Raw genomic sequence first — 15,431 nt, 5'->3', positions numbered from 1 at the left:
GACATTTTCATAATAAGGTAACCCTTTCCAGCCAGGTCGCGTGGCGCGGCCGTAACAGCGGAGGCCGATTGCGCCCCTTTAGCCTTAAAACCAAGATGACGGTCACCATTTCCCTGCTCATGGCGGGACTGCTGTCCATTCTTGCGCTTAGCACCCACCTGTATTTCAACGATCAGATCAAGGGACTCCTTTTCACCCAGCAGTTTAACATGGTCACCGCGCTCGCCGACCAGATCGACGACAAGCTGCGCCTGTCGCAGACGGAACTGGCGGCCACGGCCGGCACCCTCAAAGCCGGGGACGTCAATGATCCCCAAACACTGCGGAGATTCTTCGGCCAGCGCCCCGGAAATCTGACCATGTTCGACAACGGGCTGTTTCTGTTCTCCGCCCAGGGGACGCTGCTTTCCGGGAACCCGCTGGACAAGGGCATCACCGGCAAGAACTTCCTGCACAGGGAGTATCTCAAAAAAACCCTCGCCACCAGGCAGCCGCAGATATCCGCCCCCTTCCTCTCCGCCCAGTCGCACGGGCACCCGATCATCATGCTCACCGCGCCCGTCTTCGACGACCGGGGAGAAATCGCCGCGGTGCTCGCCGGGAGCATCGACCTCACCAAGGACAACTTCGTGACCCGGATAGGCAAGGTTACCCTGGGAGAGAAAGGGTACCTCTACCTGTACAGCACGGACCGGGTTATGATCGCCCACCCCGACACCCGCAGGATTTTCAAGCAGGACGTGCCGCTTGGGAAGAACCGGCTCTACGACGAGGCCATCGGGGGGTACGAGGGTACCGGGGAGACCACCAACTCGAGGGGCGTCCGCGTCATAAGCTCCTTCAAAAGGCTCCATACCACCAACTGGATACTCGCCAGCAATTTCCCGCAGGACGAGGCCTACGCCCCGATCTACCGGGCGCGCAGCTACATCCTCGCTGCCTTGTTCGTGGTCTTTCTCATCTCCATGCTGGTGGTCTGGCTGTGCATGAAATTCCTCACCGCGCCGCTGATCACCTTCACCGAGCAGATCAGGATGCTGACGCAGAACAAAGGGGGGGGCGCGCGCATCAACATATCTGCGGGCGACGAGATAGGGGTGCTGGGCGACGCCTTCAACCAACTGCTGGAGGAACTGCAGCAGCAAAAACATGAGCTGAAGCGGGAGCTCGATTTCTCGCAAAAGCTCATCGAGGTCACCCCCATTCCCGTTTTCTACAAGGGCGATGACGGCAGGTATCTCGGGTGCAACCAGGCCTTCCTCAACTTCACGGGTCTCACCAGGGACCGCGTCATAGGCAAGACCGTCTTCGACGTGGCCCCCGGCCCGCTCGCCGAAGCCCACCACCGTCACGACCAGGAACTCATCGCCTCAGGCGGCGTGCAGGTCTATGAAGGCAAGGCGATGCATGTCGATCAGGAGGAGCGCGACGTCATTTTCTTCAAGACCAGCTTCACCGCCACAGGCGGCGTCTGCGGCGGTGTCCTTGGTGTCATGCTCGACATCACAGAGCGCAAGCAGGCCGAGGCTGCCCTGCAGTCCCAGAAGGAATTCGCCGAAAGCCTCGTCCTGAACATGACGCAGCCAACGTTCGTACTGGACCACCAGCACCGCGTCATCATGTGGAACCGCGCCTTGGCGACCCTCACGGGGATCGAGCCGGGCGAGGTGCTGGGCTCCGACCATCTCGGCAAAATCTTTTACGGCATCGACCGCCCCGTCCTGGCCGACCTTGTGCTGGATGGACAGGTCGATGACGCCGGTAAATACTTCAGCAGTTACCGTGAGTCTCCTCTGATAGAGGGAGGGATACAGGCCGAAGGATGGTACAAGGATCCGGACGGCACCGGGCATTACATCACCCTCAACGCCGCGCAGATCCGTGACCGGCAGGGGAGGGTGGTCGGCGCGATCCAGAACCTCGAGGACATCACCGAGCGCAAGCATGCCGAGGAAGCGCATGAAAAGACCCGGCGCCAGCTGCAGCTCATCCTGGACGCGGCCGGTGAAGGGATCAACGGCGTGGACATGCAGGGACGCATCACCTTCGTGAACCCGGCGGCGGCACAGATGGTGGGATGGACCCAGGAAGAACTTCTGGGCCAGCACCAGCACTCCCTGATGCACCACACCCGGGAGGACGGGTCACCATTCCCGGAACAGGACTGCCCGATGTCCACCGCCTGCTACGAGGGACGTCCCTACCAGGGGAGCGACGAGTTGTTCTGGCGCAAGGACGGCAGCAGTTTCTACGCCGAGTACAACTGCAGGCCCCTGCGCGAGGGGGGAGAGCTGGTAGGCGCCGTCGTCGTCTACAAGGATGTGACCGAACGGAGGCTGGCAGATGAGCAGCTGCTGAAGCTGTCCCAGGCGGTGATGCAGAGTCCCGTCGCCATCATAATCACCGACACCACAGGCAACATAGAGTTCGTCAATCCGCGCTTCACCGAGATTGCCGGCTACACCTCCGAAGAGGTCATAGGAGAAAACCCACGCATCCTGCAAAGCGGCAAGACATCGCCCGAACTGTACCAGGGGATGTGGGACACCATCACCTCGGGCCGGATCTGGAGCGGCGAATTGTACAACCGCCATAAAAACGGCACCGCCTTCTGGCAGCACGCCACCATATCCCCGATCCTGAACAGTGCCGGCAATATCTGCCATTTCATGGCCTTCATGGAAAGCATCAGCGAGCGCAAGAAACTTGAGGAGCAGCTGAGGCAGGCGCAAAAGATGGAAGCGATCGGCCAGTTGGCCGGAGGGGTCGCTCACGATTTCAACAACATACTCACCGTCATTCTCGGCTTCGGGCAGTTGCTGCAGCACTCCCTGCCCCCAAACGACCCGATGCTCGACCACATGGAGCAGATCCTCGATGCCGCCGACCGGGCCACGCACCTCACCAAGAGTCTTCTGGCCTTCAGCCGGAAGCAGGTCATGGTGATGCAGCAGGTCGAGTTGAACGAACTGGCCCGCAGGCACGCCAAGTTCCTGGTCCGGATCATCGGCGAAGACGTGACGCTCAGAACCTCCTTCAGCGATGAGAACTTGCTGGTGATGGCCGACAGCGGTCAGTTGGAGCAGGTGCTGATGAACCTCGCCACCAACGCCAGGGACGCCATGCCCGCCGGCGGGGAGCTCACCATCAAGACGGAGCTGACCACCCTGGACAAGGAGTTCCACCGCCAGTATGGGTACGGTATGCCCGGCCGCTACGCCCTCATCACCGTCGCCGACACCGGAACCGGGATGGATGCCGAAACTCAGCAGAAGATATTCGAGCCCTTCTTCACGACGAAACTCCCGGGTCGCGGCACGGGACTCGGGATGTCCATCGTGTACGGCATCATCAAGCAGCATGGCGGCTACATCACTATATTCAGTCAGATGGGCTTCGGCACCACCTTCAGCATCTACCTGCCCCTGATAACCGAGAAGGTGCAGTCCGGCGAAAAGCCGGTCACCTTCATCCCGGAGGGGGGAAGCGAGACCATCCTGGTTGTGGAGGATGACGCCGCTGTAGGGCGGCTGGTCGAGTCGGTGCTTAAGAGGTACGGGTACCAGGTCATACGCGCGAGCAGCGGGGATGAAGCCTTGCAGCTCTTCGAGTCGAGGCGGCAGGAGATCAGCCTGGCGCTGCTCGACGTGATCATGCCCAAGATGAACGGCAAACAGCTCTGCGAGGAACTCCGTCGTCATTCTCCCCAGTTGAAAGTACTGTTCCTGAGCGGATATACCGCCGACGTGATACAGGACAAGGGGATCTTCCTTGAGGAAGGCGTCGATATCTTACGCAAACCCGCGAGACCGATCGAACTCGCCAACAAGGTCCGGGAGATGCTCGACAGCTGATCCACCCGCGCCGCGTCCCCTTCCCCAGGGCGGCAAAAAGGGGAGGGGGGGATGCGGCACTGGCATATTTTGTAATGTTTTCATATATTTAAAGGGACAATATTATGCTCATAGAGAACATCACCATGGACGAATTCGCCCAAGGTCTGGAAATCTGCAAGACCGTCTACATTCCATTTGGATCGGTCGAAGAGCACGGCAGCCATCTGCCGCTTTCTACGGACACCATCGAGGCCTACGAGGTGGGAAAACGCGCGGCCGAACGGATCCCGCTGTTTGTAGCGCCGCCGGTGCATTACGGGTGCTGCCGCTCGACGTCGCGCCATCCAGGGACCGTATCCATCAGCACTGCGACGTTAAAGGCTCTTTTGAAGGACATAGTGCGCTCGCTGCACGCGCATGGGTTGGTCAACTTCATTGCGCTAACCGGGCACGCCGGCGGATCGCACCGCATGGCGCTTCAGGACGCCGGCGAGGAACTGATTCAGGAATTGCCGGAAATCAACATGGCCGTCGTCACCGAATACGAACTCGCCAAGGAAAGCGGAGCTCATCTCATCGAGACCCGTGGCGATGCCCACGCCGGTGAGATCGAAACCTCGCGCATCATGCATTCGCATCCGCACCTGGTCAAAGGGCTGGCCGCCGCCGAGTATCCCAATTTTCCGACCGGGATCCTCGTCCGTGACAAGCGAAGCTTCTGGCCCGGCGGGGTCTGGGGTGACCCTGGCAAGGCGAGCGCTGAAAAGGGTAAGATCCTGGAATCACTGGTAGCGGACAAGGTGATCGAGTTGGTCAAGGCCCTCGAGAGCCGTCGCTGGTAATTGCCCAAAAAAGCGGCTTCCAAATTTGCCCTGTAGAGGGACTTTTCGACCGGGCGCAGGGGTAGACCTGCACCCGTTTTTTGCTGCCGGGGCGCCAGGAGGGCTTCTGCGGCGATCAGCACCACAAACCGGTGGTCCGGCTTCCACAGGCGAGAGGCTGAGGGTGGAGCTCAGGTCGGCCTGGCAAAGGGGAGTCGGGAAGTCGCCATGACTTCCGGTGCGGTCCGACGGAACGTGCCACAATCCCATCAAGGTAAGAGGTCACTTGGTAAGAGGTCACTTGGTAAGAGGTCACTTGGTAAGAGGTCACTTGGTAAGAGGTCACTTGGTAAGAGGTCACTTGGTAAGAGGTCACTTGGTAAGAGGTCACTTGGTAAGAGGTCACTTGGTAAGAGGTCACTTGGTAAGAGGTCACTCGGTAAGAGGTCACTCGGTAAGAGGTCACTCGGTAAACACGCCTCTTCAACTTGACATAATATATCTTATGGGCGTTTTACGGATACCCCTCCTGCGAGGGCAGCTTCTCCATCCATTCATCTATCTCTGGCTGCTCACGGTGATGCGGGTCCTGATCGATCTTGGCTACCACTCGTTGATGTTGCACAGCTCTCTCTCATTCTTCTTCGTTCCCATCACCAACTCAGTCACCATCTGCTCATACCGCAAAGACAGCGAAGTAATGAACGCAGTACCGGTAGTTTTACTGAGTCAAAACCTGACATAGTCAAGCTTTCGACGTGCTGCTGACTTTTTCTTTTTCTGTGGTATTACTTAATGGCCGTCCTGCTTCTGTGACTGCCCGTCACTGTGCCAGTATCAAGTTCTCAGTTACAACACCAATGTCTTGGAGGATCTGTATGTCACGTTTCAGGTTCGGTTTTTTCACTCTTGCCATGGCCATCCTTTTTGCGACCACCCTTCCCCGCCTGGTCATGGCTTCTGAAAAGGGGTATACCCTCGCTGTCGTCCCAAATCTCCCCGCCGTCACGCTCCATAAAAACTGGACCCCCATTGCGGATTACCTTTCCCGTGAGCTGGGCGTCAAGGTCGAACTCAAACTCTACGACAAGATAACGACCTTCCTCGAGGAGACCAGGGCCGGGAATGCCGACTTCATGTACGCCGCGCCGAACATGTTCTACCTGGCCTACCAGAAACAGAAGTACATCCCGCTGGTGCGCGGTTCCAACATGTTGCGCGGTCAGGTCTTCGTGCGCAAGGATTCCCCCTACACCAAGGTGAAGGACCTTGAAGGCCAGACCATCGCCATCGTCGGCCCCAAAAACGTCTGCAGCGTCATCACGCGCCATGCGCTTCTCAGCGGCAACAACATCGACTTCAACGTGTCATTCAGCGGCTCCACCATCAACGTCGCCAAGAGCGTTCTGGTCGGCAAGGCCGCTGCCGGCGCCACCCTCGACAGCAGCATGATGGAAGACGCCCCTGAGATGCAGAAAGAGTTCAGAGTCATCATGCAGACGGAAAAAATCCCTCCCCACCCTTTCTCAGCGCATCCCAGGATCCCGAAAAAAGTCAGGGACGCCGTAACTACTGCGCTGTTGAACCTCGACAAATCGGACCAGGGACGCAAGATGCTGGAAGCGGTGAAGCTTGTCAAACCGGTCAGGGCTGATTACAAGCGCGACTATTCGTTCTTCGCCAACGTCGATTTCGAGCGGCTTGACAAGCAGCAACCGAAATAACCGGATACATAGATGTTAAAACGTTTGGAAGTAAAGATCATCGTTTCACTTGCCCTGATTCTGGCGGTGATGATTGCCGTCTACGGTTGGTGGACCGGCAGCAGGCAGCAGTCCGTGTACATCCAGGCCCTCTCGGACAACCTGCGGGTTCTCTCACACAGCCATGCCCACGACGCAGCGACCTTCATCGTGACCCAGGAGTACGCCGGGCTGGAATCGCACATGATGAACGCGGCTAGCATGCCCGAAGTCCTTTCCATCCAGGTGGCCGAACCGGACGGCCACCTTCTTTGCAACATACAGCGCTCCTCGCGTGGCATTCACCCGACCCTAAGCTACAAAATTACGCACATAGCCGTCCCAGGTCGACCGGAGCCTGATCTTAGGCGCGAAGGTGACCAACTGGTGAGTTGGGCGCCCATCCTGGCCGGTACCCACCTCGGATGGGTCCGGATGGCACTGACCCTCAAGACCGCGAACGAACTTCAAGTGGCCACATGGAAAAGCAGCCTGCAGATCGGAGCCCTTTGGATCTTGGTCGGCACACTGCTGATGATCATTGTGGTCAAACGCCCGTTGAGAGCGATAAGAGAACTGAGCCAGTTCGCGCAGGAACTGCAGGACCGAAAGGGAGCCCAGGTTTCGGTGCGACGCGGAGTGTACGAGATCGATCTTCTCGCCGACGCGCTGAACCATTCCTCGACCCAACTGCGCGATGCTGAACAACGACTGCTCGCCGAGCAGGAACGCCTGACCGTGACCCTGCAATCCATTGGGGACGGCGTTATCGCCACCGATACCGGCAATAGAGTCATGCTCTTGAACCAGATAGCGGAGCAGCTTACCGGCTGGAGCGAGGAAGAAGCCAAAGGAAAGGAACTGGGACAGGTGCTGAAGCTCGGCACCGATACGGAATATGCGGAAGTCATGACGCAGCTCGGTAGCGTTCTGGAGGCCAGACGGACGCTTGAACTCCCCGGTCAGCACCACATCGTCTCCAAAAGCGGCGCCCTGCGCACCGTAACCGCCAACGGCGCCCCGATCATCGACAGCTTGGGACAACTGGCGGGTACGGTGCTGGTGATACGAGACGTCACTGAAAAGGCAGAGATAGAGGCGGAGAAGCGGGAACTGGCCCAGCAACTGGCGCAAAGCCAGAAGATGGAAGCTGTGGGGCAGTTAGCGGGTGGTGTGGCTCACGATTTCAACAACATGCTGGGGGTCATCATCGGCCATGCGGAGCTGGCGTTATTGCGGACCGGCACTTCCGGCGAAATGCATGACCGCCTCAGGGAAATTCTCGACGCGGCCACGCGCTCAGCGGACATCACCAAGCAACTGCTCGCTTTTTCCCGTCAGCAGCACGCCGAGCCCAAGGTCCTCGACCTGAACGAGACCATCGCGCGGATGCTCAAGATGCTGCATCGCCTGATTGGCGAGGACATCGACCTGTCGTGGTCTCCCGGCTTCAATGTGAGCAAGGTACGGATCGACCCGTCTCAACTGGACCAGATCATGGCCAACCTCTGCGTCAACGCGCGTGACGCCATCGCGGGCGTTGGAAACATCAGTATCTACACCGAAAACATTACGTTGAGTGACCATGACAAGGCGCGGATTGCCGACCTTGTGCCTGGCGAACACGTCATGCTGGTCGTCGCGGACAGCGGCGCCGGCATGTCCCGCGAGGTCATGGACCGCGTTTTCGAGCCGTTCTACACCACCAAGGCCCTGGGGCGCGGAACCGGCCTCGGGCTCGCCACGGTGTTCGGCATCGTGAAGCAAAACGGCGGCCACATAGAGGTACAGAGCGAACCGGGGCGCGGGGCGACGTTCAGGATCTATCTTCCCGCGATACAGGAGGCGACCGAAGAGCGGACACTGGAAAAGGAGAAACCGGTGGGGGGCACGGAAACCGTGCTGCTGGTCGAGGACGAGCCGGCCATCATGGACATCGGTACCACCATCCTTACCCAGTTGGGGTACACGGTCTACCCCGCGTCATCACCGGAGCAAGCGATCGCCATCGCCGATGACATGGGCCGGGAGATAGACCTACTGCTTACGGACGTCATCATGCCCGGCATGAATGGCAAAGACCTTTCCGAGCAGTTGCTGGCAAACCGGCCGCAGCTGAAATGCCTGTTCATGTCAGGGTATACCGCCGATGTGATCGCCGAAAGAGGCAAGTTCAACGCGGACATGTGTTTTCTGCAAAAGCCATTCACCATGCAGTCGTTGGCGGCCAAGGTCAGGGAGGCGCTAGCAGGGGACTAAGGAATGCAGTGGCGGCATCCCAGGCGCAAGGCAGACCGGGGATGCCGCGGGAATAAGCTTACCTACCCATCATCCCCCCACTCCCCATCATGCCGCCGAAGTAGGTGGACATGTTGTGGAACGGTTGGCCGACCGAGATGTTGCTCAGGTTCGAGGACATCTGGGTCATCAACTGCGTCATCTCCGCGTTGGTCGTGGCGGCCCGTACCGATGAGATGTTGCTGAACATAGCCCCCATCATGCCGCGGTAGCGGTTGACATCCACCACGGTATCGCTGCCCGACTGGTAGACCTGCCCCATCTGTCCCCCCATCAGGGTTGCCATGTTCTGCGCGGTCTGGTGTAGCGCCGTATTCCGCCCCGCCATGTAATCACCCATCATGTCGGTGTCCTGGGAAAGGTGCAGCTTGAGCCGCAACTGGTCCATCGCCTGGGTCATGGTGTAGTTGCCGGTCTCCATCATCTCACGCACCTGCGTGGTGAGCGGGCTGATGAAGTTGCTGCTCACGGCCCCTGAAACGCTGTCCTTGGGAAGGCTCAACAGGTAATTCAGGTCCACAGTGTGACCGGTGTCCTGATCGATGGTGACGTCCTTGACGGCAAGGGCGATGATCGGGTATTTGCCGACATCGGCGGGGTCCACGGTGAGCGTGTAGGCGCCGTTGGCGTCGGTTTGCGTGTTCGGTTCCCCCGCATCGAGACGGTAGTTGTTGTTCTTGTCCATAAAGACGGTCGCCTTCTCCAGGTATCCGTCGGCCACCTTGCCTGCTATCTTGGCCGAGTCGGTGCCGGATGAAGCGCCGCCCCCGCATCCCGCCAGGATACCGGCCGCCACGAATGCTGCCGCTGCCGCAATAATCTCTCGTTTCATGATAATGCCCCCTCTTCTATCGCTGTATTTGAGTATGTGTCAAAAGTCGTAAGAAACTGCGAGGCCGCTTCCGTAATCGGCACTGCTTCTGGTCCACCCTTTGGCAAGGTACCCTTCGATGCTGGTGCGGCCGGTAACCAGGTATTTCAGCTTGATGCGCGTGTCCACCAGCGCGCTGGCTCCTTCGATAGGAGCGGTGGAGGTCTTCAGAACCACCATGGGTAGCAGCGTTTCCGTTATCGCGTAACCGGTTCCTGCATTGAAGCTGAAGTAGTCCTTCAAGGGAAGCACCGGAGAATGCCCCTGGACCGTGTAGCCCGTTTCGACGAAGGAGTACCACCTCTCCACCTGCTTGAAAAACTCCACGGCGCCTCCTTGGTCAAAGGCCCCGGTGCCCAGAGCCCTGCTCTCGTCACCAGTGGGGAATTTCACGAAGAGGTACGGACGGATCCGTGGCATGATATCCCCCTCCGGCACCAGTACATAGCCGGCCTTGGCGGTGACGTCGCCGAGGCCGCGCGCGGAGCGGCTGTAGCTGCCTGGTTTTGCAGACGACATGGAGCCACTGCCGCCGTGCTGGCCGCTCATCGCGGCCGTTTCTTTCTGCATACCTGCCATTTGCCCCCCAGAACCTAAGAGGACGCCGGTATTGACGGCAGAGTTGCTCTGGTAGACATACGGTATTTCCAGGGAGAAGCCGAGCCGTTCCGTAGCAGCGACCGACACGGTAACCGGAAGGTAGATGGACCGCGTGGTGACGCCGGTGCCGTAATCACCAGACGCGAACTCGAAACCGAGGGTCGCTGAAAGCGCAGGCCCTTCCGCCCGCGCCCACCCCGGAACCAGCAAAGATCCCGCCAGTAGCAAACCGCCGACAGCGTTGCAACAGATACCCTTCTTGATCATCGTCACCTCATGGACCGGCTGGAGTGGCTGCGCTAGCGCCGCATGCCGCCGCCCATCATACCGCCCCCAATCATGCCCCCGCCACCACGCATGAATCCGCCGCTGCCTCCAGCGCCGAACCGGCCATCCTGCGCTCGCATACCTGCCCCGGCTCCCTTAACCGGCCAGACCGGCTCGCCGCTGTCGCTGCGCAGTACGACGGCGGCTCCCGTGGTCTTGTTCACCAGTTTCTGGGTCAGCAGGTAATCTTTGCCATCCAGCCCCTGCGCCCTGGCACCTTTGGCGCTGATCTCGTCGTTGACCCGAACGGCGATTCCCTTTTTCTGCCAGTAGGCGCCTGGCCCGACACTCAGGTTCACGGTGCCGGACGCCGTGTGAACCTCCAAGATGTACTGCTCGTTTTCGACTTGGTGAGGCGCGGTGACGACACGACCGGACACGCTCCCCACGGTGTTGAGGTCGTACCCCCGGTTGAAGTCAAGACCGCTTTTCCCCTTGTCGTCGGAGCCGAAACCGAGAAACCCGGCGGAAGCATCCCCGAGCCACAGCCCGTTCAGGAGCAAAGCCATGATCATCAAAATAAATCGCCCACCCGCCATAACAATGCACCATCCTTCCGATTGGTCATCACATCGGATGCAACATGCAGCATCCGGTCAGCAGCGCAAATGCCACCACTAGTACTACCAGCGCAATCGTCTTCATCGCTCCCCCTTTTGTCCGGTTACCGGCATCGCTTAACAGCACGCTACGTTCCACACCTTAACCTCCTTCTCGAAATGTCGACGGTCAAGGGTTATCACGCTCCGTGCCGGATCGCGACGGCAGCGTAACATGCCGAATCAGCACGTAAAGTGCGGCCGTTAGTTTTGCCGGGGAAGCTCACCTGGTGCAAAAAATTGCACCCTAACGCAACTGCCTTGCACCACTCACCCCTCATCGAGAAAGCCGTACTCTTTCAGTTTGTACTGCAAAGAACGCCGCGAGATACCGAGCTCCGCTGCCGCGAGGCGGCGGTTACCGCCATGCTTGGCGATGGCCTGGGTGATCAGGTCGCGTTCCGCACCTTTCAGGCGCTCCCTGCTGTCCAGTTGCCCTCCCCGAGTCGTGGACACGATCTCATCGGGAAGCGTCCTTGCCCGGACCAGATCCTTGGACAGGATCACCGCTCTTTCCATCACGTTTTGCAACTCGCGGACGTTGCCGGGCCACTCATAGCGACGCAGGGCGGCGAGGGCATCGTGCTCAATCCCCTTGAGCGTCTTGCCCAGTTGAGAGCTGAAGTGCTGCATGAAGTATTCGGCCAAAACAGGTATGGCATCGGCCCTTTCCCGAAGCAGCGGGAGTTGCAGCGGGAAGACGTTGAGGCGGTAGTACAGGTCTTCACGGAAGCGGCGCTGGGAAACCTCCTCACGCAGGTTCCGGTTGGTCGCGGCGATGATGCGGACATCGGCCTTGATCTCACGGGTCCCTCCCACCCTCTCGAAGGACCGTTCCTGTATGACACGCAGCAGTTTCGCCTGGAGGGAAAGCGGCATCTCGCCGATCTCGTCCAGGAATATGGTACCCCCTTTGGCCAACTCGAACTTACCCTGGCGCGCCTGGATCGCCCCGGTAAAGGCACCCTTCTCGTGACCGAAGAGTTCGCTTTCCAGCAGGTTCTCGGGTATAGCGGCACAGTTTATGGCGACAAAGGCGCCCTTGCTTCTCTGGCTCATCAGGTGGATGGTCCGGGCGACCAGTTCTTTACCGGTGCCGCTTTCACCGAAGATCAGCACGTTCGCCATGGTGGCGGCCACGTCATAAACCAGTTGCCGCACGGCGCGCATGGCGTCACCGGCAAAAAGAAGTTCCTCAGGCGGCAATCCGGCGGCCTCGGACTCCTTGAGGGAGAGGTATTCTCGGGTCCGGCTTTGTGTCTCGATGGTCCGCTGCACCAGGGTGAGCAACGCCTGCGGGTCCTGCAGCGGTTTGGTCAAAAAGTCCACTGCTCCCTCTTTGATGGCGCAGACGGCCTCGTCAACGGTGCCGAAGGCGGTAAGGAAGATGAAGGGGGGGGCGCCGGGATCCGGGCGCGTCTCACGAAACAGCTCGAGACCGCTCTTCCCCGGGAGTTTCAAGTCGGAAACCACCACGTCGAAAGCGGTCTGCCGCAACAGGCGCAACGCCTTCACCCCATCGGCTGCGATTTCCACCTGGTACCCCTCGTCCTGCAAAATGGTCTGCACAAAGGTGCGGAAGGTGTCGTCATCCTCAATAACCAGCACTGTTCCCTTCATCCCGGCTCCTCTACCTGGTCAGCTGGCACAGGGGAGAGTCAGCGTGACCACGGTCCCCTCCCCTTCCCTGCTGTGCAGCGTGATGCTGCCACGGTTTGCTTCCACGATCTTCCTGCACAGGGCAAGCCCCAGTCCGGTCCCCCGGCTTTTGGTGGTGAAAAACGGCTCGAACACAAGCTGGCGATGTTCCTGCGCGATGCCGCTGCCATTGTCCCGAATGGTGATGACGGCATCCTTGCCGGACCGCTCCGCCAGCAGCTGCAGGTGCCCCCCGTCCGGCATGGCCTGAACCGCGTTGTGTCCGAGATTCAGCAGCGCCTGCTCGATCCTGTCCCGGTTGCCGCGGAGCGACAAATCTTCTGGACAGCGCCACTCGATAGTAACGCCGTGAGCACCGGCATCCGGCTGGAGCAAAGAGGCGGTATGGTCGAAAAGGTCCGCGAGGGGAAAATCCGCCACCGTCTCGGGCTCGTTCGCCGCGTAGGCCAGGAGATCGTTAACCAGGCTCTCCAGGCGCACCGCCTCAGTCACGATGCTCCGGGCAAACGCCGCGTTACGGGACTCCTGGGGCTTCGCGGCGATGACCTGGGCGAAACCCTTGATCCCCGCCAGGGGGTTGCGTATCTCATGGGCAAGAACCGCCCCCATTTCGCCCAGTTTCGCAAGAGACTCCCTACGCGCCAGTTCCTCCCGGTGGCGCTCGTCGCGCCGCGCATACCGCGCCAGGCCGAGGCTCAAGAGCCATCCCACCACGACCAGGGCGAGTACGATGGTCATGTTGAGCCTGGCGCGCCGGGTCACCGCGTCGGCACGATAGGTATGCAGGGTGAGTACCAGCGCCAGCGGTTCCCCGTGCACCGTCACGGGTGACGTGAACTGATAGGCGCGCTCACCGGTACCGAGGGCAATACGGGTCTCGGACCTGGTCAGCAGCGGGATCTCTTGAGAACGGGCGTCGACAGTGGTGCCGACGAGATCATGGTTGGAGTGGAAGCGGTAGACGCCCCGGCGGTCGACCAGGGCGAAATAGGCAACGTCCGGGGGATGGAAGGAGTGCAGCGTCTCCAGGGAGGGATCGTTGGCAGCGAGTTTTTCTATGGCCGTGGTGAGCGAGAGTGCGAGCCCACTCAGGTTCTCCCTGGAAATGGGCCCGGCCTCGCGGTAGTCGTAGACGGCGAACCAAAGCAGGCAGCAGGTGACGGCGACGCCCAAGAGCAAGATCGCTTTCCTGAACATACTATCTACCAACACATTTCATGAGTTGCCCCACCATCAGGTACGGAACTTCGCATGGCAGGAATTGCAGCGCTTTGCGGCAGAGGTGAAGGACCCCCGTGCCCCTTTCAGATCGCCTTTCTTTGCGGCAGCGGCAAGGGCGTTGACATCCTGCTCGAAATCGCTGGCGATACCCTGGAACTCTTTGATTCGTTCAACGTTTTTGTGGGGCGTTGACTTCTTCAGATCAGCCGTAGTGGAGAGAAGGTAGTCGGTTTGCGTGACCGCACCCTTCAAATCCCCCTGCTCCAGCGACTTCTCAATCAGCGCTCTGGCCTTGGCATACCCGGGCATCATCTTGTGCAGCTTCGCCATTTGGGCGGCTCCCTGGTGATCGCCATGATGCTGCTCCTGGTGGGCGTACGCCACCGCGGAAACGAGTAACAGGGCTGCGGCTGCGGCTAGTATAAAGGTTTTCATATCCTCTCCGGTCAGTGTTCCTTTATCTCCAGGGCAACATCGGCGTCACCGGAGGCGCTCCGTCCAAGCTTGTCGGTGATCTTCCAGTGCACCTTTATCGGCGCGCCCGCTTGCAGCGTCAAAGGGGTCTTGGCCTTGAGGACTCCGGCCATATCGAACACCGATTGAAAGATATCCCCCTCTATTTTCTTCCCATCGGCACCCGAAAGGCTCAGTTCCTTGATGTCGACCGGCCGGTCGAAGAAAGCGTCGATTTCCTCAATATTGGCGGCGCCCTTCTCCTTCATGCCTGTGACACCCAGTAACCGGGGTGCGGCAAGAGGAAGCACCGCACTCTCATCGGCCTTGGCGACCAGTTTATTGAGGGGACTCCCGGCCCCCTCGACCTTGATGACGACCGTAGTCACGCCGTTGAACTGGCGCAGGGTCAAGGTCACCGCGTTGACCACTGCCTGCCGCACCTGCGGGTCGGGTTTAACCGAATTGAGTTCCTTGCTGAAGTCGACGGTCACCGTGCCGGCGGTTTGGGAGACGTCGAGGATGCGGCTCCCTGCCGGAAACGGCTGTGCCAATTCGCCCTGGTAGGCCTTCTGGTCACCCATTCCTGCTATGAGCTTGCCCAGCGCCACCTTCTTCAGGCTTGCCTCGTCGAAACTGAAGAACGGGAACGGCAACACCTTGCCGGGTTCCCTGGCGGAGGGGAAATAGATTACGAAGCCGTAGCAGGTACCCTTGTCCACCGGCGGAACAGGCCCGAAGTACTTCACGAAAGCGCCGGTTGCGTTGACCCTCCCCTTGGCTTCAGGGGGCGTATCCTGACGGGAAGTGCACCCTGCGAACACGACGACAAGAAGCAGGAATACGCCCCGAACGATCCGGGCGAGGTTCATTTGTGTCATGGAAGTATCCTCTAGGGTATTTTGGCGAAAAACACCAGTCAAAAATTCTTATAGTTCGATCATTTACACTAACAGACAAACTGTGTGAGACAACAGCGACAGAAGAGGACGGAAGCGACCGGG

The 15,431-nt window shown here is 59.6% G+C and carries 12 protein-coding genes; 4 read left to right on the top strand and 8 right to left on the bottom strand.

The window, feature by feature from the left end; genetic code table 11:
- Positions 1-68: 68 nt before the first annotated feature.
- The 4 genes from KP001_RS05510 to KP001_RS05495 all read left to right on the top strand — a co-directional run bounded on the left by KP001_RS05510 (position 69) and on the right by KP001_RS05495 (position 8,658).
- Positions 69-3,854 (top strand): PAS domain S-box protein, encoded by a 3,786-nt coding sequence (locus KP001_RS05510; RefSeq protein WP_217288553.1) that lies wholly within the window; start codon positions 69-71, stop codon positions 3,852-3,854.
- A gap of 104 nt (positions 3,855-3,958) precedes the next feature.
- Complete coding sequence (locus KP001_RS05505) at positions 3,959-4,678, top strand: creatininase family protein (protein ID WP_217288552.1); 720 nt, start codon at positions 3,959-3,961, stop codon at positions 4,676-4,678.
- Between the two features lie 857 nt (positions 4,679-5,535).
- On the top strand, positions 5,536-6,381 hold the full coding sequence (locus tag KP001_RS05500) for a phosphate/phosphite/phosphonate ABC transporter substrate-binding protein (RefSeq protein ID WP_217288551.1): 846 nt from the start codon (positions 5,536-5,538) through the stop codon (positions 6,379-6,381).
- Positions 6,382-6,393: 12 nt separating this feature from the next.
- Positions 6,394-8,658, top strand: coding sequence for an ATP-binding protein (locus KP001_RS05495; RefSeq protein WP_217288550.1), 2,265 nt, complete (start codon positions 6,394-6,396; stop codon positions 8,656-8,658).
- A 58-nt stretch (positions 8,659-8,716) separates the two neighbouring features.
- Here the strand turns inward: KP001_RS05495 and KP001_RS05490 are convergent, their stop codons facing one another.
- The 8 genes from KP001_RS05490 to KP001_RS05460 all read right to left on the bottom strand — a co-directional run bounded on the left by KP001_RS05490 (position 8,717) and on the right by KP001_RS05460 (position 15,308).
- The gene (locus KP001_RS05490; protein WP_217288549.1) at positions 8,717-9,529 is read right to left on the bottom strand and encodes a peptidase associated/transthyretin-like domain-containing protein; all 813 of its coding nucleotides are present in this window, start codon (positions 9,527-9,529) and stop codon (positions 8,717-8,719) included.
- Between the two features lie 39 nt (positions 9,530-9,568).
- Positions 9,569-10,435, bottom strand: a complete 867-nt coding sequence (locus tag KP001_RS05485; RefSeq protein ID WP_217288548.1) for a transporter — start codon at positions 10,433-10,435, stop codon at positions 9,569-9,571.
- Positions 10,436-10,467: 32 nt separating this feature from the next.
- A complete protein-coding gene (locus KP001_RS05480; protein WP_239027902.1) occupies positions 10,468-11,010 on the bottom strand; it encodes a MamS/MamX family magnetosome protein in 543 nt (180 codons plus the stop codon).
- 52 nt (positions 11,011-11,062) lie between these two features.
- Positions 11,063-11,194 (bottom strand): hypothetical protein, encoded by a 132-nt coding sequence (locus tag KP001_RS22185; RefSeq protein WP_263634364.1) that lies wholly within the window; start codon positions 11,192-11,194, stop codon positions 11,063-11,065.
- Positions 11,195-11,364: 170 nt separating this feature from the next.
- A complete protein-coding gene (locus tag KP001_RS05475; protein WP_217288546.1) occupies positions 11,365-12,714 on the bottom strand; it encodes a sigma-54-dependent transcriptional regulator in 1,350 nt (449 codons plus the stop codon).
- Between the two features lie 18 nt (positions 12,715-12,732).
- Entirely contained in the window at positions 12,733-13,950 is a 1,218-nt protein-coding gene (locus tag KP001_RS05470; RefSeq protein ID WP_217288545.1) for a two-component system sensor histidine kinase NtrB, read from the bottom strand.
- Between the two features lie 36 nt (positions 13,951-13,986).
- Entirely contained in the window at positions 13,987-14,409 is a 423-nt protein-coding gene (locus KP001_RS05465) for a cytochrome c (protein ID WP_217288544.1), read from the bottom strand.
- Between the two features lie 11 nt (positions 14,410-14,420).
- Positions 14,421-15,308 carry a GerMN domain-containing protein gene (locus tag KP001_RS05460; RefSeq protein ID WP_217288543.1) on the bottom strand — a complete coding sequence of 296 codons (888 nt, stop codon included), beginning with the start codon at positions 15,306-15,308 and terminating at the stop codon, positions 14,421-14,423.
- Between the last annotated feature and the right edge of the window lie 123 nt (positions 15,309-15,431).

Source organism: Geomonas subterranea, assembly GCF_019063845.1.
In the GTDB taxonomy this organism is placed as follows: domain Bacteria; phylum Desulfobacterota; class Desulfuromonadia; order Geobacterales; family Geobacteraceae; genus Geomonas; species Geomonas subterranea.
The sequence above is the reverse complement of the archived record's forward strand: the minus strand, read 5'-3'. Positions and strand labels throughout refer to the sequence as shown.